This window comes from Akkermansia sp. AE01SA01, from assembly GCF_036417395.1.
In the GTDB taxonomy this organism is placed as follows: domain Bacteria; phylum Verrucomicrobiota; class Verrucomicrobiia; order Verrucomicrobiales; family Akkermansiaceae; genus Akkermansia.
Map to the genome: position 1 here is coordinate 1,534,706 of NZ_CP143890.1, position 20,533 is coordinate 1,555,238.

18 protein-coding genes and 1 tRNA gene are annotated in these 20,533 nt (G+C 56.6%); 5 read left to right on the forward strand and 14 right to left on the reverse strand.

Going from position 1 to position 20,533, the window contains the following annotated elements:
* Positions 1 to 32 precede the first annotated feature (32 nt).
* From V3C19_RS06180 to V3C19_RS06190, 3 genes are all read right to left on the reverse strand, one after another.
* Positions 33 to 1,457: a beta-N-acetylhexosaminidase gene (locus V3C19_RS06180; protein ID WP_302389042.1), complete on the reverse strand. Its 1,425-nt coding sequence runs from the start codon at positions 1,455 to 1,457 to the stop codon at positions 33 to 35.
* 1,320 nt (positions 1,458 to 2,777) lie between these two features.
* Positions 2,778 to 2,852, reverse strand: a tRNA-Gln gene (locus V3C19_RS06185).
* A gap of 134 nt (positions 2,853 to 2,986) precedes the next feature.
* The gene (locus tag V3C19_RS06190; protein ID WP_295932813.1) at positions 2,987 to 3,451 is read right to left on the reverse strand and encodes a type II toxin-antitoxin system antitoxin SocA domain-containing protein; all 465 of its coding nucleotides are present in this window, start codon (positions 3,449 to 3,451) and stop codon (positions 2,987 to 2,989) included.
* Positions 3,452 to 3,825: 374 nt separating this feature from the next.
* On the opposite strand from V3C19_RS06190, the gene V3C19_RS06195 reads away from it, so the two are divergent.
* Positions 3,826 to 7,338 carry a S6 family peptidase gene (locus V3C19_RS06195; RefSeq protein WP_295932811.1) on the forward strand — a complete coding sequence of 1,171 codons (3,513 nt, stop codon included), beginning with the start codon at positions 3,826 to 3,828 and terminating at the stop codon, positions 7,336 to 7,338.
* Positions 7,339 to 7,424: 86 nt separating this feature from the next.
* Here V3C19_RS06195 and thiM read toward each other — a convergent pair whose 3' ends face one another.
* The 6 genes from thiM to V3C19_RS06225 all read right to left on the reverse strand — a co-directional run bounded on the left by thiM (position 7,425) and on the right by V3C19_RS06225 (position 12,769).
* Complete coding sequence (thiM, locus tag V3C19_RS06200) at positions 7,425 to 8,240, reverse strand: hydroxyethylthiazole kinase (RefSeq protein WP_295932779.1); 816 nt, start codon at positions 8,238 to 8,240, stop codon at positions 7,425 to 7,427.
* A gap of 50 nt (positions 8,241 to 8,290) precedes the next feature.
* The gene (gene thiE, locus V3C19_RS06205) at positions 8,291 to 8,905 is read right to left on the reverse strand and encodes a thiamine phosphate synthase (RefSeq protein ID WP_295932777.1); all 615 of its coding nucleotides are present in this window, start codon (positions 8,903 to 8,905) and stop codon (positions 8,291 to 8,293) included.
* Between the two features lie 22 nt (positions 8,906 to 8,927).
* Positions 8,928 to 9,857, reverse strand: coding sequence for a cysteine synthase A (cysK, locus tag V3C19_RS06210; RefSeq protein ID WP_295932775.1), 930 nt, complete (start codon positions 9,855 to 9,857; stop codon positions 8,928 to 8,930).
* A 37-nt stretch (positions 9,858 to 9,894) separates the two neighbouring features.
* Positions 9,895 to 11,181 (reverse strand): O-acetylhomoserine aminocarboxypropyltransferase/cysteine synthase family protein, encoded by a 1,287-nt coding sequence (locus V3C19_RS06215; RefSeq protein ID WP_295932773.1) that lies wholly within the window; start codon positions 11,179 to 11,181, stop codon positions 9,895 to 9,897.
* A 139-nt stretch (positions 11,182 to 11,320) separates the two neighbouring features.
* Positions 11,321 to 11,761 (reverse strand): Rrf2 family transcriptional regulator, encoded by a 441-nt coding sequence (locus V3C19_RS06220; RefSeq protein ID WP_130082903.1) that lies wholly within the window; start codon positions 11,759 to 11,761, stop codon positions 11,321 to 11,323.
* Positions 11,762 to 12,271: 510 nt separating this feature from the next.
* On the reverse strand, positions 12,272 to 12,769 hold the full coding sequence (locus V3C19_RS06225; RefSeq protein WP_130082850.1) for a single-stranded DNA-binding protein: 498 nt from the start codon (positions 12,767 to 12,769) through the stop codon (positions 12,272 to 12,274).
* 182 nt (positions 12,770 to 12,951) lie between these two features.
* Here V3C19_RS06225 and V3C19_RS06230 point away from each other — a divergent pair, with 182 nt between their 5' ends.
* Genes V3C19_RS06230 through def form a run of 4 tightly spaced genes read left to right on the forward strand, consistent with a single transcriptional unit; the run spans position 12,952 to position 15,850 of the window.
* Entirely contained in the window at positions 12,952 to 14,166 is a 1,215-nt protein-coding gene (locus tag V3C19_RS06230) for a hypothetical protein (RefSeq protein ID WP_302389046.1), read from the forward strand.
* A gap of 49 nt (positions 14,167 to 14,215) precedes the next feature.
* The gene (locus V3C19_RS06235) at positions 14,216 to 14,839 is read left to right on the forward strand and encodes a MotA/TolQ/ExbB proton channel family protein (protein WP_067573495.1); all 624 of its coding nucleotides are present in this window, start codon (positions 14,216 to 14,218) and stop codon (positions 14,837 to 14,839) included.
* Positions 14,840 to 14,846: 7 nt separating this feature from the next.
* Positions 14,847 to 15,275: a biopolymer transporter ExbD gene (locus tag V3C19_RS06240; protein WP_067573493.1), complete on the forward strand. Its 429-nt coding sequence runs from the start codon at positions 14,847 to 14,849 to the stop codon at positions 15,273 to 15,275.
* Positions 15,276 to 15,301: 26 nt separating this feature from the next.
* A complete protein-coding gene (gene def, locus V3C19_RS06245; RefSeq protein ID WP_130082846.1) occupies positions 15,302 to 15,850 on the forward strand; it encodes a peptide deformylase in 549 nt (182 codons plus the stop codon).
* Positions 15,851 to 16,374: 524 nt separating this feature from the next.
* Here def and V3C19_RS06250 read toward each other — a convergent pair.
* The 5 genes from V3C19_RS06250 to V3C19_RS06270 all read right to left on the reverse strand — a co-directional run bounded on the left by V3C19_RS06250 (position 16,375) and on the right by V3C19_RS06270 (position 20,454).
* Positions 16,375 to 17,127 carry an SdpI family protein gene (locus V3C19_RS06250; RefSeq protein ID WP_130082844.1) on the reverse strand — a complete coding sequence of 251 codons (753 nt, stop codon included), beginning with the start codon at positions 17,125 to 17,127 and terminating at the stop codon, positions 16,375 to 16,377.
* Positions 17,128 to 17,132: 5 nt separating this feature from the next.
* Positions 17,133 to 17,462 carry an autorepressor SdpR family transcription factor gene (locus tag V3C19_RS06255; RefSeq protein WP_130082842.1) on the reverse strand — a complete coding sequence of 110 codons (330 nt, stop codon included), beginning with the start codon at positions 17,460 to 17,462 and terminating at the stop codon, positions 17,133 to 17,135.
* Positions 17,463 to 17,481: 19 nt separating this feature from the next.
* The gene (locus V3C19_RS06260) at positions 17,482 to 17,724 is read right to left on the reverse strand and encodes a hypothetical protein (protein WP_149874564.1); all 243 of its coding nucleotides are present in this window, start codon (positions 17,722 to 17,724) and stop codon (positions 17,482 to 17,484) included.
* Between the two features lie 208 nt (positions 17,725 to 17,932).
* Positions 17,933 to 19,102, reverse strand: coding sequence for a glycoside hydrolase family 57 protein (locus tag V3C19_RS06265; protein ID WP_130082838.1), 1,170 nt, complete (start codon positions 19,100 to 19,102; stop codon positions 17,933 to 17,935).
* 53 nt (positions 19,103 to 19,155) lie between these two features.
* Positions 19,156 to 20,454, reverse strand: a complete 1,299-nt coding sequence (locus tag V3C19_RS06270; RefSeq protein ID WP_130082836.1) for a glycosyltransferase — start codon at positions 20,452 to 20,454, stop codon at positions 19,156 to 19,158.
* Positions 20,455 to 20,533 lie beyond the last annotated feature (79 nt).

Genomic DNA, 20,533 nt, shown 5'->3' on the forward strand with positions numbered 1-20,533 from the left:
TGAATCGTGCGTGATAAGGAAAAACAGCGGAATTACTTTTTGTTTTCCCAGCGGAAGGGAGGTTCGTTTTCCTTCGTTCGTTCCAGATCGTAGTTGAAGCGTTTGAGGACGAAAGCGCGGTGATCCGCTACCTTGCGCCGGAAGTTGTCCCAGGAGCGGACGTCCATCGGGGACCAGCCCGCTTCCGCGATGGCCATGGCCCGCGGATAGACGCGGTAGAGCAGATGGTTCAGGTCCGGCAGGTGTTCCGCCCACGCTGCGGCGTGAACTCCCCGTATATGGCCGGTTTCCTGCAGAGATTTTCCGAAGGCCGGGTCCAGTTCATAGCATTTCCGGAGCGTGGTCGTCCGCATCCATCCCCAGTTGTATTGTCCCTGTATCTGGGGGAAGTCCAGGTAGCAGTATTCGTTGGAGGCCATGATCAGGTTCAGTCCGGCCTTTTTCGTCTTGTCGATGGACTGGCGCGCCTGGTCCTGACGCCAGGCGTACACTGTTTCCCCCGGGTGGTAGATTCCGGCATTTCCTTCGTACCAGAATTGCGGCGTTTGCCCGTTTTTGGCGAGAAGAGAAGTCATCCGGGCGAAGAAGTCACGCATCTGTTCCTGCTCGTCCCTCATGCCGGACTTGGCGCGCGCCTGGCGGCACAGGGGGCATTTTTCCCAAAGTTCCGTGGGTGCTTCGTCCCCGCCCAGATGGACGATTTTTGACGGAAAGATGTCCTTCAATTCCTTGAAGACGGCCGCGTAGAATTTCCATACTTCCGGCTTTTGCGGGCAGACCAGTTCCTTGCTGTTTCCGGCCACGGTGCGGACTTTCATGTCCGGTTTGGGGAAGCAGAAGAATTCGGGATAGGCCGCGGCCAGGGCTTCGTTGTGGCCCGGCACGTCGATTTCCGGAATCACCTCAATGCCGCGTTCCGCACAGTAGGCCACCAGTTCTTTCAGTTCCTCCCGGGTGTACATGCCTCCATGAGGGATTCCGTCCCCAAAGGTTTCCGCCCTTTTGGAGGCCACGCTTTCCAGCCTGGGATAGCCGGGAACGGGCAGCCGCCAGCCCTGGTTGTCCGTCAGGTGCAGATGCAGTTTGCTGAATTTGTAGTAGGCCATCAGGTCCGCGAATTTTTTCAGGTCCGCCAGCGGGATGAAATGGCGCGCCGGGTCCACCATCAGCCCGCGCCAGGGGTAGCGGGGCTTGTCCTTGATGACGCCGCAGGGGATGCCCTCCGGCTGTGCGGCAAGCTGGTCCTGGAGCTGGCGGAGGGTGGCCTGTCCGTACAGCCTGCCTTCACGTCCGCCGGAAGCCAGGTGCGCGCCCTGAGGAGTGACGGACAGCCGGTAGGCGTCCTTGCCCAGGGAAGCTTCGGCCTTGTCGGAAAGAAGCTTGAGCGTTTTGGTGATCTGCGTCTTCAGTTCCGTGCGCTCCGGTTCCGGAATAATGCTGTATTTATCCGCGGCCACGGACGGAAGGACCGCGCACAATAAAATTACGGACAGTATAGAGAGAAGATGCTGCATGTTTCCAGTATAAGCCGCACCGGGAAAAAGTCCGTCAAAAAATGTTGGTTTCAATCATAGATACCGTTTTTTGTCAGGAACGCAGCTTTTCGTGAAAAGACAAATCCTCAGTACCGTGTCTGATTTTTCATTCCATGCTCCGGTTTGTTGGCTGGCACGGTCCGGGACGGTTTCAACGCAACAGACTGGATGATCTTTTCCGGAAAGAGGGGCTGGATTCCATCGAAGCAATGCCAATCACGAACCGATTGATGGAGAGTCCATTAAAATACGACATTTTACTGAGCATGCCGAGATATGACGGTCCACGCTACAGAAAAAGAGAAAGAAAGGTGGAACAAGGGGCCGTTTATGGATGCAGACGGCCATATGTCTCTTTCCGGTCATCTGACGGTCCAGAGCGGAACATCCAGGCTGACGTGTCCATGAATCGGAATCCCGGTGTTTCCGATTTCTTGAATTGGAGTGGAGCCCTGAATGTGGCCGGGGAACTACCTGTTCCGGGATAAATGTTTATAGCGCAGATTATTTCCAGATATACATTCAAAGAGGGTGGCATATGCCGAAACACGGGCATGAACGCCTTTCGCGTTGAGGAAAACGTTTCCGCTGAATTGGAAGTGGGGCCGGATGCTTCCAGCGGGATAGCCAGACTGTCCAAGTGGAACCAGAAGAGTTCCCCTTCTTGACAACGGCGTGCTTAACATTCAGGGAGAATGACGGCAGATTTAGCTGCAAGGAGGCGGAAAACACAGAGACAAAAATTTCAGATTCATGTGAGGCAGCCATTAATGCCGATGGCAGAATGGAAATTCCGCTGGCGGCAGGAGCGGAAAAAATACCGGAGCAGTCAATCGCATGCATGCTGCTGGGCTGACCCCATACTGATGTCCATCGGCCAGAGTAGAGACGGTTTCGGAGATACAGATGACCAGGGGCAATGTGACCGATGGTGACAGGTATTCATCATCATGCCTGCCGGAAGATTGCCCGAGTGAGAGGCATGCACCCATTTGAAACAAGCGGCCTGGGTGGCATGTGCATAGTCTGTCGATGCTTCCTGTATCATGCAGCGCTGCCTGAGCGGATATCATCCAGCCTGTTACGGATCCAACACGGTAAAAGCCGGTGCAATCCAAACCGAAGCCGTTGAGGATTTTACCGATCCCGATGTACAGGAGTAAGGCATGGGGTAGTCTTCTTATGCAATACAGTGAAAAACAAATATCCTGCCTCTTTAGAAGCAGGATATTTGTTTAAAACTGGTAGCCCTATGAGGACTCGAACCCCAAAATACGGAACCAGAATCCGCTGTGTTACCGATTACACTATAGGGCTATGTAACGGGCACCTTTGCGGTGCGGGCGGATTTAAGCGGAAACGGCCGTTTTTTGCAAGTTTTTTTTCATTCAAATGTACGTCCGGATGCAAAAAAAACGGGAATGGCGGTCAGGCATCCTTTTCATAACGGTTCAGTTTGCCAGGGCGCGGAAGTATTCCTTCACGCATTCTTCCGTGATCTGCTGGCGTTCCGGCGTTCCGTGGCGTCCCTGGGCAAGCTGCCAGGGGGAATTGGAGGACATGCTGCTGCGGGCCAGCTGCTGTGCCGTGTATTTGCCGTACTGTTTCCATATCTGCTCCAGGGAGGGAATGGCGTCCGTCTCCGGTTCCAGCGGAGGCTGGCGCCGGCTGGGATATTCAATGGCGGACCAGGGAGCCTGGTCCTTGTATTCGTGGTAGATGGAGGGAAGCACGGGACCCTGGGACCATACTTCGGCCGTCTCGTTGATAAGGCGGATTCCGTTTCTGTGCAGATGCCACCAGTCCGCGAGGATGACCAGATGGTTGAGTTTGACGGGATTCAGGGGAGTTCCGTTTTCATTCGCCCGTTGAATGAACCAGTTGCAGAGTTTTTGCGTGGTAATGTGATTGGACATGCTGATAGTTGTGGTCGCTATTATAGAAAGCGCGGGTGTTTTTCACAACACTAAACACGGCACAGGGCTATCCGCCTCAAGACTTCTGCGGGTAAACGGCAGGAAGCCGGAATTCATGCGGCAAAGGGTTACGGTTTAAGTGGAGAAGAAGAATTTGCCGTGTCATATGGTTTCCGGAAATCCGCCGCCATTCTTTTTGTAATAAGAATGTAATGAATATTGTTGGAAACAAGTGAATTTGATCATTTCCAACAAATGGCGAAGAAAGGTAAAAGCCGTAATTGGACACATGTTTTTGAATTTATGGATTGATTTATAGAAATATTTTGAACATTAATCATTCAAACTGTTTAACCTGTTAATTCCATCCTGTCATGAATTTACATTATATCTATCATTCCGGATTGCTGGGGGCTGCCTGCCTCCTTTCTTCTGCTTACGGCGGCTTGATGGCGGATTCCTTTGACGTCCAGACGTACCGCGATTTTGCGGAAAACCGGGGCGTTTTTGACGTCAATGCGGAAAATATTGCCATTTATGACAAAGAGGGCAATTACGCGGGCACCATCTCCCGGATGATGAATTTCGACAGTGTGGCGGATGCCCATATTGGAGAGGCCGCGCTGGTGGGAGGGCCCGGTTTCATTGCGACGGTGGCGCATGATTATTACAATTCTTTCGTTACGTTCACTAAACGTTTTGGCGCCACGCCCGGAACTCCGTTTTACGATTCCTACCGGAGCGTCACGAGAAAAGATGCGTGGGGCGATACACCCAACAATTATACGTACGACTACCGCGTGCAGCGGCTGAGCAAGATTGTGACGGAGGCGCAATACGTTCCCTACCTGACGGACCCGGAATATCTGGACAACATGAAGGGAAGGCTGGTCATGAGGGCGGGGGCCGGAGTTCAGGCGGTCGCCACTGGAAACGGCAAGCAGGAAAGGATTGATGGTTCCTATGGCTATTTGACCGGAGGCACTCTGGTTTTTGAGGGGCAGGCAAAAGTAAACGGAACCGGAGATCCGAACCCGGAAAACGCCAAAACCTATCCGGCCTATCGGTTTTGGTACGGTTTCAAGAGGCCTTCCGAAGCCAATCCATTGCCTTCCGGCGCATTGTCCGGGGACAGCGGCAGTCCCTGTTGCGTGTACAATGAGAATTCCGGGCAGTGGGAATGGGTCGGGGCCGCCCAGTCTGCCGGCGGAAGCGGTTATGGGCTGACTACCCACATGCGTTCCGGCAACCAGTGGGCGCAGGCTTACGTGGACAGCTTTAACCGCACCGTCAGCGTGTCCGCAGGAGGCGGTGCCGTGCTGTGGAATGTGACGGATGCCGATGGAAACGGCACTTTCGTGCAGGGAGATCTTGCCACGGATTACACCGGACTTGCTTCCGGCTTGCGCGGGGATACCTCCACGCAAGGCACGCAGGCGACCAATGAGCAGTTGAATGCGTGCACCAATCTGATTTTTGACGGTTCAGGCGGAGCGATCGTGCTGCAGGGTTCCGTAGACACCGGAGCGGGTTCCTTGACCTTCAACCACGATTACGTGCTGAGCGACGGCGGCAATGCTTCGTACCGCCTGAATACCGCGGGCTTCGTGGTCAATAAAGGAGCCGCGGTCACCACATTGCTGACCGGAGCTTCCGGGGACGAGTGGCGGAAGATCGGAGAGGGAATGCTGATTGTGGGAGGACATGGGAACAATGCGGCGGATATCAATGTGGGAGGCGAAGGCATGCTGATTCTGGACCGGGACGGTTATGCCGCCCATCATGTGAAGATGAACGGAGGGGAGACGATAGTGCGTCTGGAGGGAGAAAACCAGTTATCCGGGGAGTTTATTTTCGGCCACCGCGGGGGCATTGTGGATATGTATGGTCACAGCTTGTCCTTATCCGCTATTACGCATCTGGATTCGGGAGCGTGCTTTGGCAATTTTCTTGCCAATTCCACCGTAACCTTCACATTTACAGGGAATGGGGAACAGAATTACCTGGGTCGTTTTCTGGATGAAGGTTCCCCGAAGAACGGCCAGTTGAACGTGGCGTATGCTCCCGGAACGGCGGAAGGTTCCGTCTGGAACCTGTCCGGCGTCATCCTCAATTCCGGGACATGGACGGTGCAGGGAGGAGAGGTGAAGGTTGCGGGAGTTCCCACGCTGCACGCCGGAGGCTATGTGGATGAAAACGACTGGCAGACGGCCATTTTTACTACCGGAACAATTCAGGTGGAGAATGGCGCGCGGTTTACGGCAGGAGCGCATGCGGAAGTGGCTTCTTCCGTCAACGTGGCGGAAGGGGGAACGTTCGGAATTCTTTCCGGCGGCAGCCACAGCGGAAATGTGATGCTGACCGGGGCGGGATCCATATTCCGGGCGGAGGTGGATTCCGGTTCCGCAATAGAGTCCGGCGTGATTTCCGGAGCCGGTTCTCTTATGAAAACCGGGGAAGGAACGCTGGTGCTGACCGGGGGCAATTCCTATTCCGGCGGGACGACGATTGAAGCAGGAACCCTGGCCGTGGGCGATGGGGAAAGGAATGGAACTCTGGGCACCGGTCCTGTGGTCAACAAGGGAGTTCTTTCCTTCAACGTTTCCGGCTCTGTTTTCTGCAATTCAGAGATATCCGGCACGGGTGTTCTCGTGAAAGAGGGTTCCGGATTGCTTACCGTGCAGAAACGCCAGACATATACGGGAGGAACTACGGTCAATGCGGGAACGCTGTTCCTTATTTCAGGAGGGAAGGAGGGCATCATCCGCGGGAGTCTGGTGATTAACCAGGGCGGAAGGGTTGCTCTCCGCGGGGTTGACTGCTTCGGCAATTCAGGGAATGACGCCTGCGTCGGGAATGTGGAGATCAACGGGGGAACGCTGTTGCTGAACGATACGAGAAACCAGACATTCAGGAATATGACGGTTACGATGGCGGGGGGAATGCTGGACAGCGAAGTGCTGACGGGCAAGGGCGGCATGGACGTCTGGACGGACACCGTTTTCCAGGTGAGGGCGGCGGAGAAGGCGTCGGAAATCGGGAATATCAATGTCCGGCTAAGGGGCGGCAATCCCACGGCATTTGTAGTGGAACGGGGTACGGCGGCGTCCGATTTGAACATCTCCGGTAATATCGTCAATTTCTCCGGTGCCAAAGGCGCCGTTGCCAAGTCGGGCAACGGCATCATGGTTTTGTCCGGCAGGAATACCTATTCCGGGGGCACGACGATCAATGGGGGAACGCTGGTCGCCGCTTCCCATCAGGCTCTTGGAACGGGGCAGGTTGCGGTCCATTCCGGCGGCTGCCTTGTTTTGAGCGGAACGGGAGCGGATGCCGCTGCGGTCAGCCTGGGGAACAATATTCTGGTGAAGGATGGAGGCACCCTGGCCGGTTCCGCCACCCTGACCGGGAATACGACGATGGAAGCCGGCTCCATCTTTGAATTGACCTTGTACATGGGGGGACCCGCCGGAGATAAACTGGCGTGCAACAGTTTGATGCTTCAGTCCGGCGTCTTCCGGATTGACGCGGGAGCCATGTTGAAACTGGCAGCCCTGACCATCGACTATTCCACCGATTTCTGGGATACATCCCGAATCCTGAATTTCATTGACGGAGGGGATAACGCCATGCTGACGGGCAATTTCACGCTGGATACGTCCGCCGCCGGGGATTATTCGGCCTACGGGGAGTGGAGCTTGCAAAAGAGTGAAGACTCCAAAGATATGAACATGGTGTGGACACCAAATGAAGTTTCCGCTCCGGTTTCCATGCAGTCTGCTGCGTTTACGGCTGCGGCTCCGGTGCCGGAACCGTCCGCCGCGGTGCTGCTGATGGCTGCCGCGGGAGCGTTGTTCCTGCGCCGCTCCGTTCAGCGGAACGGATAAAATGGCCGTTCAATTACAAACGCCGCATTCCGGGAGGAATGCGGTGTTTTGTTTTTCTTCCTGTCCCCAGGGAAGGGACGGAATTCTTAAGGGGAAAGGATGCGCGCCCTGCGGGCTACATCCTCCGGGGAAAGGGAGTAAAGGCAGTCCAGCAGGGAGACAGCAAAAGAGCCGGGGGCCGGACTTTGTTCAAAGGCCATTTCCCCGGCGATTCCCATCAGGACGGCGGTGGAAACGGCCGCCTGAAGCGGGGATGGGGAGACGGCGGCGCAGGCGGCGGCCAGCGCGCCCATGGAGCAGCCCACGCCCGTGACGCGGGACATCATGGGATGCCCGTTTTCCGTGGAAACCACCTGGTGACCGTCCGTGGAATAGTCCGTACGGCCCGTGACGAGAACGGCCGCCCCCGTGTGCAGGGCCAGTTCCCTGGCCGCCTGCAGGGCGTCTGCGCTGGAACTGGTGCTTTCCGGTCCTTTCGTGACGGAGGAATAACCGGCCAAGGCCATGATTTCCGAGGCGTTCCCGCGGATAATGCGGGGCGTTTGTTCCTTCAACTGCCGTGCCAGCCGCGTGCGGAGAGAGAGCGCCCCCACGGCCACCGGGTCCAGAACCCAGGGGATGTTCAGCCGGTTGGCTTCCTGCACGGCCGTCTGCATGACGGCGCCTTGTTCGTGCGTGACAGTGCCTAGATTGACCAGCAGGGCGCCTGTTCCGCCGCGCAGCATTTCCACTGTTTCCTCTGCGTCGTTGAGCATGGCGGGGACGGCTCCCGCGGCCAGCAGGAGGTTGGCCGTCAGGGGCTGCACGACGGAGTTGGTCAGGGAGAGCACCAGCGGGGCCTCCTCCCTGATTTTTTCCAGATCTGAGGAGACGGCGCTGACAAGGCCGGATGATGAAGGCATGGCGTTTGAAAGAGTGTCTTGTTGTCCAGTGTTTCCGGAAAGACGGACGATCAGGCCAGCGCCCGTGCGGCGGCTTTCGGGTCCTCCGCTCCGCAAATGGCGGAGACTGCGGCAATGCCTGCGGCCGTTCCCGTGGCCCGCACCTGGCGCGCGCGTTCCGCATCCAGCCCACCGATGGCGACGACGGGCAGGGGGGACCGGGAGGCCAGGGCGGCGAAGCCCTTCACGCCCAGCACGGGCGGGGCGTTGAGTTTGGAAATGGTCGGGAAAACGGGCCCCATCCCCAGGTAGTCCACCAGGGAGGCGTCCACGGCGCGGAGCTGGTCCATGTTGGAGACGGACAGCCCCAGGATTTTGTCCGGGCCGATCATGGCGCGCACGGAGGGTACGGGAAGGTCCCGCTGGCCGATGTGGACGCCGTCCGCATCCAGCGCCAGCGCCAGGTCAATGCGGTTGTTGACAATGAAGGGGACGCCGCGCGCCGCCAGGAAATCCCGGATGGGCAGGGCTTCCCGGTAGCAGGTGCCCGCGTCCGGATTGGTGGAGCGGTACTGCACGATGGTGACGCCGCCGTCCACGGCCTTCCGGACGGTTTCCAGCAGGCCGTGGCGGCATTTGGCCGCTTCGTCAGTGACCAGGTAGAGGTGGAGGTTGAATGATTTCATTGAAGGTATGACGGCAGCCGGGTTAATCTGCAAAGAGGGGGGTGGACAGGTAGCGGTCGCCCGTGTCCGGCAGAAGAACGACGATGGTCTTGCCTGCGTTTTCCGGCCTTTTTGCCAGCTGCGTGGCCGCCCACAGGGCCGCCCCGGAGGAAATGCCAGCCAGCACGCCTTCCGTGCGGGCCAGTTCCTTGCCCGTGGCGAATGCGTCTTCATTGGTGACGGTGATTACTTCGTCGTAAATGGAGGTGTCCAGGGTTTCCGGCACGAATCCCGCGCCAATCCCCTGAATTTTGTGCGGTCCGGCCGTACCCTCGGTGAGTACGGGAGAGGCCGACGGCTCCACGGCCACGACCTTGATTCCGGGATTGCGGGATTTGAGGTACCTGCCCACGCCTGTAACGGTTCCTCCGGTTCCCACGCCCGCCACGAAGATGTCCACCCTGCCGTCCGTATCGTTCCAGATTTCCGGACCGGTAGTGCGGAAATGGGCCTCCGGGTTGGCCTGGTTCACGAACTGTCCGGGGATGAAGCTGTTCGGCAGTTCGGCGGCGAGTTCCTCCGCCTTCGCAATGGCTCCCTGCATGCCCTTTGTCCCGTCCGTCAGCACCAGTTCCGCGCCGTAGGCTTTCAGCAGGTTGCGGCGTTCCACGCTCATGGTTTCCGGCATTGTGAGGATGATCCGGTACCCGCGGGAAGTAGCCACGGCCGCCAGGCCGATGCCCGTGTTGCCGCTGGTAGGTTCAATAATGACGGAATCCGGTTTCAGGCGGCCGGAGGCTTCCGCCGCGTCAACCATCGCCAGGGCAATGCGGTCTTTTACGCTGCCTGCGGGGTTGAAGGCTTCCAGCTTGGCCAGGATGACGGCATTCAGGCCGTGCCTGAGGTCGTAGTTAGCCAGTTCCAGCAGGGGGGTGCTGCCGATCAGTTCCGTAATGTTCCTGTAAATTTTCATGACTTGTAAGAAAATGAGCGTTTTTGACGGCAAATCGTTAGAGAATGGCGCGGAAACCTTGCTCCAGATCCTCGATAATGTCGTCTATGTGTTCCGTACCGATGGAAAGCCGTACCGTGGATGGAGTGATGCCTCCCGCCTTCAGTTCTTCCTCCGTCATCTGGGAATGGGTGGTGGAAGCCGGGTGGATCACCAGGGACTTGACGTCCGCCACGTTGGCGAGCAGGGAGAATAGTTCCAGGCTTTCGCAGAACTTGCGAGCCTTTTCCGCGCCACCTTTCACCTCGAAGGTGAAAATGGAGCCCCCGCCGTTCGGGTAATATTTCCGGTAAAGACCGTGGTTGGGATGTTCCGGCAGGGAAGGGTGGTTCACCTTCTGCACTTGGGGATGGGCGGCCAGGTATTCCACCACGCGCAGGGCGTTCTGAACATGGCGCTCCACCCGGAGGGAAAGGGTTTCCAGCCCTTGGAGAAGCAGGAAGGAGTTGAACGGGCTGATCGTCGCGCCCGTGTCCCGCAGAAGGGTGGCGCGGATTTTGACGATGTAGGCCAGATTGTCGCACACCTCGGAAAACACGGCGCCGTGGTAATTGGCGTTGGGCTTGGAAAGGCCGGGGAATTTGTCGTTCTGCGTCCAGTCGAACCTGCCTCCGTCCACAATCACGCCGCCCATCACCGTACCGTGGCCGCCGATGAATTTGGTGGCGGAGTGCACGACGATGTCCGCGCCGTGCTCCAGCGGACGGAACAGGAAAGGCGTAGCAAAGGTGCTGTCCACAATGAGGGGAATGCCGTGGGCATGGGCGATTTCCGCCAGGGCTTCCATGTCCGCAATATCGCAGTTCGGATTGCCCAGGCTCTCCACGTACAGGGCCTTGGTGTTTTCCCGGATGGCCTTGGAGAAGTTGTTCACGTCCCCGGCGTCCACGAAGGTGGTTTCAATCCCGCTTTCCGCGAGCGTGTTGGCAAACAGGTTGTACGTGCCTCCGTACACGGTGGCGGCGGAAACGATGTGGTCCCCGGCGCGGGCGATGTTCTGGATGGCGTAGGTGATGGCGGCGGCTCCGGTGGCTACGGCCAGCGCGGCGGCTCCACCTTCCAGCGCGGCGATGCGTTTTTCAAAAACGTCCGCCGTGGGGTTCATCAGGCGGTTGTAAATATTGCCCGGCTCCGCCAGGGCAAAACGTCCGGCGGCCTGCGCGGAGTCCTTGAAGACGTAGGAAGTGGTTGCGTAAATCGGGACGGCGCGGGCGTCCGTAACTGGGTCGGGATTCTCCTGGCCCACGTGGAGCTGGCGTGTTTCAAATCGATATTTTTTGCTCATGTTTTTATATTCCTATCGGAAAACTAGGGAATAAGTAATGAAAGAAAGGATCCATGTCAAGTACCGGCTGAAAAAAGTGGGGCATGAGGACCAGAAAGGGGAAAAAGGTAGTCGGAACGTTCCGGCCGTACCGGGAGGATCAAATGCCGGCTCCATAGTCGCAGCCCGCTTCCTTCTGCTGGATGGCCAAATCTTCCAGAGTGACGTTTCTCAGATAGTCTTCGATAACTTCCTGCAATCCCTGCCAGAAAGGCAGGGTCGTGCACGTTGCCGCGCGGGGACACGGATTGCTCTCCGTGGTTACACAGGAGATGGGCAGCATGGAGCCTTCCGTCAATTTGAGAATATCTTCCGTAGTGTATTCACGGGGATGCCTGGTCAGGCGGTAGCCGCCGGATTTTCCCCGGGAGCTTTGCACAAAACCCGCTTTCAGCAGAATGGCGATGATTTGTTCCAGATAACGTACCGTGATATCCTGCCGGACGGAGACTTCCTTGAGGGATATGTATTGCTTGTCCTGATGCTGCGCAAGATCAATCATCATGCGCAATGCATAACGCCCTCTGGTGGAAATCTTCATCATGTTGGCCTGAATAAACGACATTTCGGAACAGCCGTCAATCGAGAATGAATACATATTAATAATTGAAAGAAACAATCAGGAGAGAAAGCGGAAATTCAGTTGGAAGGCAAATGCCTGTTTTTTCAGGTATTGCAAATAAAATATTCTTCCCACTCCATTGGAGGAAAGCGTTTTTTTTCTGCATCCCGGACTCGTTTTTTAAATATCCCGGAGCTGTTTATTGAAGACGGCAGCGGAAAATCAATGTTCCGGGCACGGAAAAATGAGACCTGTTTTTGTGGTGTGGTCCGTTTCTTTGCAAAATCCGGAATATTTAATACCGTGAAGAGGAATTTTTAATCCGTTAAAGCTTACGGGAGAAAAATCGCTTGCCATGGGAAAAAGGGACGGAGGAGAGAGTTTTTCCCCATGTTTTTTGTTTGTTTAAGAAGCCGTCGGCTCATGAAAAAGCCGCCTGACCCGGAGGAAAGGCGGCTTGGGAAAGCTATTAATGAGATTCCTGGGGCTTTAGAACGGAATCTCGTCGTCCATGTCTCCGAAGTCGTTGGACTGCTGCTGATTGGAGGGCATGGGGGGAGGATTGTAGTTCTGGGGGGCCTGGGATTGTCCGTAATTGCTGGAACGGGGAGCGGCCTGCTGGCGGGGGGCGGCGCCCATGTCGGAGGAATCGCCGCCGCGGGGGAAGAGCTGGATGTTTTCTCCGATCACGCGCAGCTTGGTGCGCTTCTGGCCGGATGCCTTGTCTTCCCAGGAATCCAGTTGAAGACGCCCTTCTACAAAGACGCCGCGCCCCTTGCTGAGATAGTTGCCGGCCACTTCCGCCTGGCGGTTCCAGAGGGTGACGTCCACGAAGGTGGTTTCTTCCTGGCGTTCGCTGTTGTCTCCGGCGTAATAGCGGTTGATGGCAAGGCGGATGTCCGTGACGGCCGTACCCTTGGGCGTGTAGCGCAGTTCGGGGTCGGCAGTGAGGTTGCCCATTAAAAATACTTTGTTGAGATTGGCCATGTAATGGAGGTGTTAAGTATGATAAGGAGACGCCTTCTGTGCGGTATAGGCGGGCGTATGAATAATCGCTGACAATTATGTCTTCGCGCGCAGGCTTGTGCAATACTAAATTGCGGAATCGTTTGCAAACATGTCTGCTTTCTCCATTGCATTCATCACCGAACCGTGGAATGGTTACCCCCATGAGTTTCAATCAACGGCGGCAAGGCAGGCTGTTCCGGGTTTCCTGGGGCGCGTGTCTTTTGCTGTCCGTTCTGGCCCATTTGTTTTTGCTGGCGGGCACTTATCTGGTGCCGGAGGAATGGCTGGCCTCCCCGCGGCCGGCGGAGGTGCGCCGCCAGGTGGTGGTGACCGCCCGCATGGTGAGGAAGGTGGAGCCGGAGAAGAAGGGCAACAGGCAGGCTCCGCAGGAACGGCTGCCTTCCACGGTGAAAACCAGTGAGGAACAGGAAAGTGCCACCAGACCGGAAACTCCCCGGTTCCAAGGCAACCGCAATACGCGCCGGGAAGGCGGCCGCAAGGACCCGGACAGCAGCAGGGACATGCCCGCCCAGGACGGCGAAGAGCGGGAAAACGGGGAAATCGTCCTGTTTGACCAGGAAAGGCAGGACGGCGACATGAGCCATGAGCGCGACGGGAATAAGGACGCAGATCCGGGGGCTTCCGCCAGCATGCCCTTCCAGCCGCTGGAGCCGTCCTCCCCTCCGCCTGGGCATCCGGACGCACTGAATCCTTCTCCCAATGCCACCGGCTCCCCCTCCGCCGTCGGGGAAGAAGGCCTTGCCCGGCAGGACAGGACGCCTGCGCGGGAGCATGTCATGCAGCTTCCCCACGCGGTCACGCTGCCCCGGCCCGGCAGGCCGGAAGAGCCGGACGCTCTGGAGGAACTGGCAAAAAGCATCGCCAGGGGCGCGGACCGACCTCCCCTCAATCTTCCGGACCTTCAGCTGCCCCCCAATGCGCGGCCTCCGCAGAAACAGCCCCTGTACGATCCCATGTTCAATGCGGAAAACCAGCCCGGTTTCAAGACGCATGAACGGAAGACCAAGCTGACGGGCAAATTCAGCTTTGGCCGCCGTCCCACTCTGGATGTGGAAGCTACCCCCCTGGGCAGGTACCAGATGATCGTTTACCGCGCCATCGGTGAACAGTGGTACCGCCAATGTGATCTGAACCGTGACCTGATCGTCGCGGGAACCGTCCGCATCCGCATTCTGATAGCCAAAAACGGGAACGTCACCTCCATGAGGCAAACCTCCCGCGTGGGGGCCAGCGAGGTGCAGAAATCCTTTACCTTCCTTGCCATCAAGCTCGCCAAGCTTCCCGCGATGCCGCCGGAAGTGAGGAACGAACTCGTGGGAGAGACGCTGGAAATGTACTTCGACTTCAATTTTTAAAACCAACCAACACAGCTATTCCATAACCACCATCCATTGACATACCATCATGAATTTCATCAAGGACTGCATTACATTCTTCCAGGCCGGCGGCATCTTCATGTACCCGCTTGCAGCCTGTTCCATCCTGCTCATTGCCGCCATCATTTACCGCATGTTCAACATGAGGCGGCGGGGAATCGCCCCGGACAGGCTGGTGCGCGCCGTGGAACAGTACATGCAGGGAGGCCTGGACCGTAGGGAACTTGAAGAACGGGCGCTCGCCTCCCGTTCCGTGCTGGGCAGGCTGGTCCTGGAGACCCTGAATTCCCGCATGGAGGATGAAGCGTCCATGAAGGAAATGATCCAGGTCAAGGCGCGGGAGGAATTCGTCACGCTTCAGGCGGGTCTGCCCCTGCTGGACATGATCGTGATGATTGCGCCGATGTTCGGCATTCTGGGTACGGCCAGCGGGCTGGTTGAGATATTCAGCGTCTTCGGAATGGATGAAAGCCACGGCCAGATTGCCCAGGGCATCGCCCAGGCGCTGAACACCACGATCGCCGGTCTGGCCATCGCCACGCCCGCCGTCATCGCCCATGTCTATTATTCCCGCAAGCTGGAGCGCATTTCCGCGTTCATGGAGGTGCTGCTCACGGAGCTGATTTCCTTCCGCTATCATTCCCAACGCTGATCCGGCCATGCAGTTTTACCGTAAAAAAGGAAGAACCATGGGGGTGCCCATCGTCCCCATGATCGACATCCTCACCATCCTGCTCATCTTCTTCATCGTCCATACCCAGTGGAAAAAGCCCCAGACCCTGTTGAAGATAGACGTGCCGGGAGCGGAATTCATTGAAGGCGCCCCCTCCACGGAACAGCGCGCCGTGCTGGCCGTGACGGAGGAATCCTCAATCTCCCTGAACGGGCGGCTGGTGGAAATCGGCGAACTGCCGGCCGCCCTGGAAAGGCTGAAAAGGGAAAATCCGGACATCAAGCTTCAGCTTGACGTGGACAAAAAGGCGGCCTTCGGCGTCATCGTAGGCATTTGGGACGCGCTGACGTCTGTGGGTATTGACGCCGGGGAAGTTCCTGCCAGAATAGAAATCAGCAAATCCCCCGCACCATAAATCCTCCAGAAAGAACACCCTCCCGCATGTTGTTGGAAATCGTACAGTATGGAAATCCGGTATTGAAAGAAAAATGCCGCCCCGTGGAACATCTTGACGCCAGTTTGAAAGACTTGGCGAACAACATGCTGGAAACGATGTACGCCGCCGAGGGGATCGGCCTTGCCGCCCCGCAGGTGAACGTGCCTGTGCAGCTCGTCGTGATCGACATCCCGGCGGAGGAGGAATCCGTCACCTGGCTGAAAGTGGACGGGGAGGACAAACAGCTGTCCGACATCATGCCGCTGAAGTTCATCAATCCGGTGCTGGAGCCCTATGGCCCCATGCATCCCTGCCATGAAGGCTGCCTGAGCGTGCTCAAGATACGCGCCTCCGTCGTGCGCCCGGACTTCGTCAGGGCTACCCTGACGCTTCTGGACGGCAAACGGGTGACGATAGACTGCAACGGCCTTCTGGCCCGCTGCCTTCAGCATGAATGCGACCATTTGAACGGCATCCTGTTCGTGGAACGCGTTTCTTCCGCCCAGAAAATCACTCTGCGCAATAAATTGAAGCGCCTGGCAATCGGGTATTGACGGTTTCCCGGACCGGGATCGGACCGTCTGCTTGGAAAAAGCCCCGCCGTCAGGTCAAATCACTCTTGAAATGCCGCGACACGGCGCGAGGCCAGCCAGCATTTTGCATCCTGAGGTGTAAGGGCATGTGAGGGTCGGGACTGAGCTTCTTTCTGCACGTTCCTGAATCCTTTTCCATGATCCTTGTTTTACTCCGCATCAGCTCAGGGAGTTAATACCGGGGCGCACAGAAGGTCTTGATTCCTTTTTCGCCAAACAGAGTGATGATTTCCTCGTGGGAGCGGGACACTCCCATTATTCATCATACCCGGCATGGCTTCCCGCGGTGTGGGGAAGGGAGGGTATTTTCCTCCTTCCAGGTTTCCGGTCATGCCGGGTCTGCCGTTTGACCGTTGAGGCGCATGGAGAATATGAGGGGTGTCACATTTCATCTGTCCATGAGAAGCATTCCCTGCCGACCGTCTCCCTTTCCTTGGATTTTTCCCCCGCCAATGTTTTTCAGAAGAAAACGCCCGGGACGGTCATCAACAGGCGCCGCTGCCGGACGAAGGTGGAATTTCAGTCCTGTTCCTGTGGGGCTTCCAGAGAAATATGACCAATGCCTGGAGCAGGAGGGAGGCCATGTTAAAAATGAAGATTACAGGAAAGGAACCGGGAAGGAAGAGCGTCACAAGGATGTTGAACAGGCTTCCGCAGAACAGGAACCTGCCGCCAAGGCGTTGAACCCTTACCCATGCTTCATCACTGCTGAAGGCATAAGGGGTGCGTATTCCCAACCATTTGTTGGGCGTTATCTTGGGACAAACGTTGACCATGAGCAGGAGGAATATATTCATGCCTATGAAGATGACTTTGGCCGTGTCTTCCAGGCTGACCGTATTGGTCAGGCTTGTCTTTTGAATGGCCAGGCAAAGATAGGAAAACAGGACGACCAGGAAAAATTCCACGTATGTGGCCATCTTCGCACCAATCCGCCTGTTGTTTTCATTCCTGCTGAAATGAATGGGCAGAAGGATGATCAGGCGGAGAACCTTCCCGATGAGGAAACCCAGGATTCCCAGGCCAATGAATCCCAGGAGGGCGTCCACGCTGTCCTTGTCTGCAAAACGGGTGGGAATGCCGTACTCATTGAAATGCACGGCGACGCGGGCGGGCAGCCGTGACGATACGGCGGCATAGTAAGTCAGCGCGGGAAACAGGGCGATGGCAAGTTCGCTGAAAATCGGCCCGGTCCACCAGGACGGGGAAGATGGAGCAGGGTGCGGGGATGGCTGCATGGCGTTTAATGGTTGGGCTGGGTTCCGATGATTTTGTCCTGTTTGCCGGAGGATGTTTCGCGGGCCGCCTTGAAATTGCCTATCCAGACCAGTATTTCCTGGAGGACGCTCAGGTTGACATCGTAAAAAATGAATTTGCCGTCTCTGTGGTCGCGGACAAGATCGGCTTCTTTCAGAACGGACAGGTGGCGGGAGATGGCGGCTCCGGTGATGCTGAAATGTTCCGCAATTTCTCCGGCAGGCATGGCGCCGTTTTTAAGTATTTCCAGAATTTCACGGCGCGTGGGGTCAGCCAGGGCCCTGAGCGTATATTGCAGGGAAGCGGGGTTATTCATTTTACATTTAACTTTATTGTTAAATATTTTTAATACGGACTCCAAGTGGAGTCAATAAAAATGGAGAGAAGGCCGGACGCAGGCATTCATTCATGCCGTTCCCGCGTGCCGTGATAGCCGCTCTGGCAGGATTTATTCCTGAAAAAAGGAAATCGCATTTGCCGGACTGCCGTCCGTTGTCCGGATGCGGAAACCACCATGTTCCAGCGGGAAAATGGTTTAAAGCTGTTTTCCGGGAATATCGCAGGCCCTTGCCGGCCATGGGAAACATGGGCAGGCGCAGATGCGTGAAATTGTTAAAAAGAAACGAAACTATTTACTTTAGTCTTGTATCAGTCGTTTTGGCTGTCTCTCCCGTCAATTTATTACCGAATATCAGCGTTAGCAGCAATGCGATATTCCAACAAGATTATTCTACATAATTCCGAAAAGAAATAACGCCTTCCTCGCGGCCTGGAAATATTCCAGAGTCAGACGGCGGCAGCTTTCGGAGATTCCCGCTTGACGCGGATCTGGAGGTCCGCCAGAGCGTTCATGTAATAGATGTATGCGTCAAAGGCGGAGGCATACGGAGTAAAGGAGTTTTCCTTTTCCATATAATGGAAGTGGTCCGCGCTCTGAAGCTTCCGCCAGACGTGCGTGAGGTCCTCGTCATTGGCGGCTTTCACTGGCTTTTCCAGGCGGTAGATTTTGCGGATGGCTTCGTCCTGCATGACGTTCCCGTTCCAATGGGACATGGTGCCGAAGGTGGAGCAGGTCATCTCCTGCGTGCATTCGCAGACGGAGAGGGGCTTGATTTCCCGCACGACCTCGGACGGAGTCATGAAACGGTTGCCGGCGTCCAGGCAGGCAATGATCATGGTGCGCCAGAATTCAAACACGCCCGTGGCGTCCGACTGGCGTTCGCCGAGGGTTTCATAGTCCATGGAGAGCGTCGTGACGCTGCCCTGCTGGTGCGTGAGCCAGTCTGCGAACGTGGTCGGGGAAAGGGGGTATTCGGGCCATTCCGGATTGGTGCGCATGACGGCCAGGTCGTTGGACAGTTCCCGGTTGCGGAAGATGGTGGTGGTGGTGTACACCCACGGGGCCAGGAATACTTCATTGCTCTGGAACCCCTTGAGCATGGCCGGATTGCCGTCCGCCATGATGCCCTTGAAGCCGAGCGTTTCCGCCTGGGCCGCAATGGCGTTGGAGTACAGCATGCCGGTATTCATCAGCACGTCGGATTCCTGATGAAAGAGCTTTTTGATCAATACCCTGTGCTCCTCGATCTGTTCCGCGAATTCCTGAGGGGAATACACGGAGGCCAGGGAGTTGTAGTAGGGCATGGTCAGGAAGTCCACGCATCCGGTTTCTGCCAGTTCCTTGAAGGAGGCGATGAGGTCCGGCCTGTGGTACAGGGCCTGTTCCAGAATGACGCCGCTGAGCGCCAGGCCGAAGCGGAATTTTCCCTCCGTCATTTCGATAAGCTGCTTCATCAGCCGGTTGGCCGGGAAGTAACAGCGTTCCGCCACGGTGCTCAAGACGCGTGCATTCAGGTCGTCGTCCTCATAAAAGGCGTGTTCGCCTATCTTGAAGAAATCGTAATGAATCAGGCGGTTGGGCTGGTGCGCTACGAAGGTGAGGGATATATTGCTCATGGACGAAGGAGGACTGGATGGTTGATTGATGCGGATGGAATGTTTTTTGCCGGCTAGCGGTTCAGCACATGTTCATAAACCCTGATGACCTTGTCTGCTGCGGAATCCCAGGTGGAGGCCTTGATGTCCTCCGTGCTTTGTTCCACCACCTTGCGGTACAGCTCTTCGTCCGTGCAGAGGTTCACGATGTGTTCCGCCATCTTGTTGACGTCCCAGAAATCCGCCTTCAGCGCGCCTTTCATGACTTCTGCCACGCCGGACTGCTTGGAGATGACCGCGGGAATGTTGAACTGGGCCGCTTCCAGCGCGGAGAGGCCGAAGGGTTCCGATACGGAGGGCATGCAGTAAATATCCGTGATGGAGAGCAGGTCGTTCACCTTGTCCTTGTTCAGGAAGCCGGTGAAGTGGAATTTGTCCCCCACGCCCTTGAAGGCGCCGGATTCGATCAACTGGCGCAGCTTTTCCCCCGTGCCGGCCATGACGAAGCGCACGTCGTCCGTTTGCTCCAGCACCTTGGCGGCGATCTGAAGGAAGAAGCCCGGCCCCTTCTGGGCGGTGAGGCGTCCCAGGAAAAGCACGAGTTTTTCCGGGAATTTCTTCTTGCCCTTGAAGACCTGGACCGGGTCCGCCCCGTTGTGGATGGGAAAGATTTTATGCGGATCAATGGCATAATGGCCGCTGGCGACGGTGCCCGTGTACTTGCTGACCGGAATGACGGCGTCCGCCTGTTCCATGCCGAATTTTTCAATGTCGTAAATCCAGCCGCGGGCGTCCGCTCCGGCGCGGTCGAATTGGGAGGCATGGAGATGCACCACCAGGGGCTTGCCCGTGGCCTTCTTTACTTCCACGCCGGCCAGGTAGGTCATCCAGTCGTGGGCATGGATGACGTCGAATTCCTGCTGCATGGCGATTTTGGCCGCGATTTTGGAAAATTGAATGACCTTCAGCGCCAGGTCCCCGGCATAGAGGTCTTCCTTGTTTTTGAAAAGCTGGAGATCCGCCTCATGGGTTCTGGAGAAGGAGATGCGCCCTTCCTGGGTGAACTGGATCATGCCGGACTCCCCTTCCACCGTGGTGTAGGGGTCCAGTTCAATGGGAGCGTGCTCCACCATGGCGAAACTTTCATAGGAATACTTGCGGTCCACTTGCTCCACTTCCCGGTAGGAGACATTGTTGAGACCCGTGAGCTGAAATCCGTCAGTGTGGACGGAAGGATCGGCCTTGGGAACAATCACCCTTAAATCCACCTTTTTTGCCAGTGCCTTGGAAAGACCCAGGCAGGCGATACCCAGGCCTCCGTTGACCAGTGGTGGAAACTCCCACCCTAATGTAAGAACTTTGATATTACTCATTGGTTAATGTGGGTTGTCGGTGTCGGGAAGAATGCAGTGGTACGGCGTGTTATACACCACAACCATAAAATCAAATTTT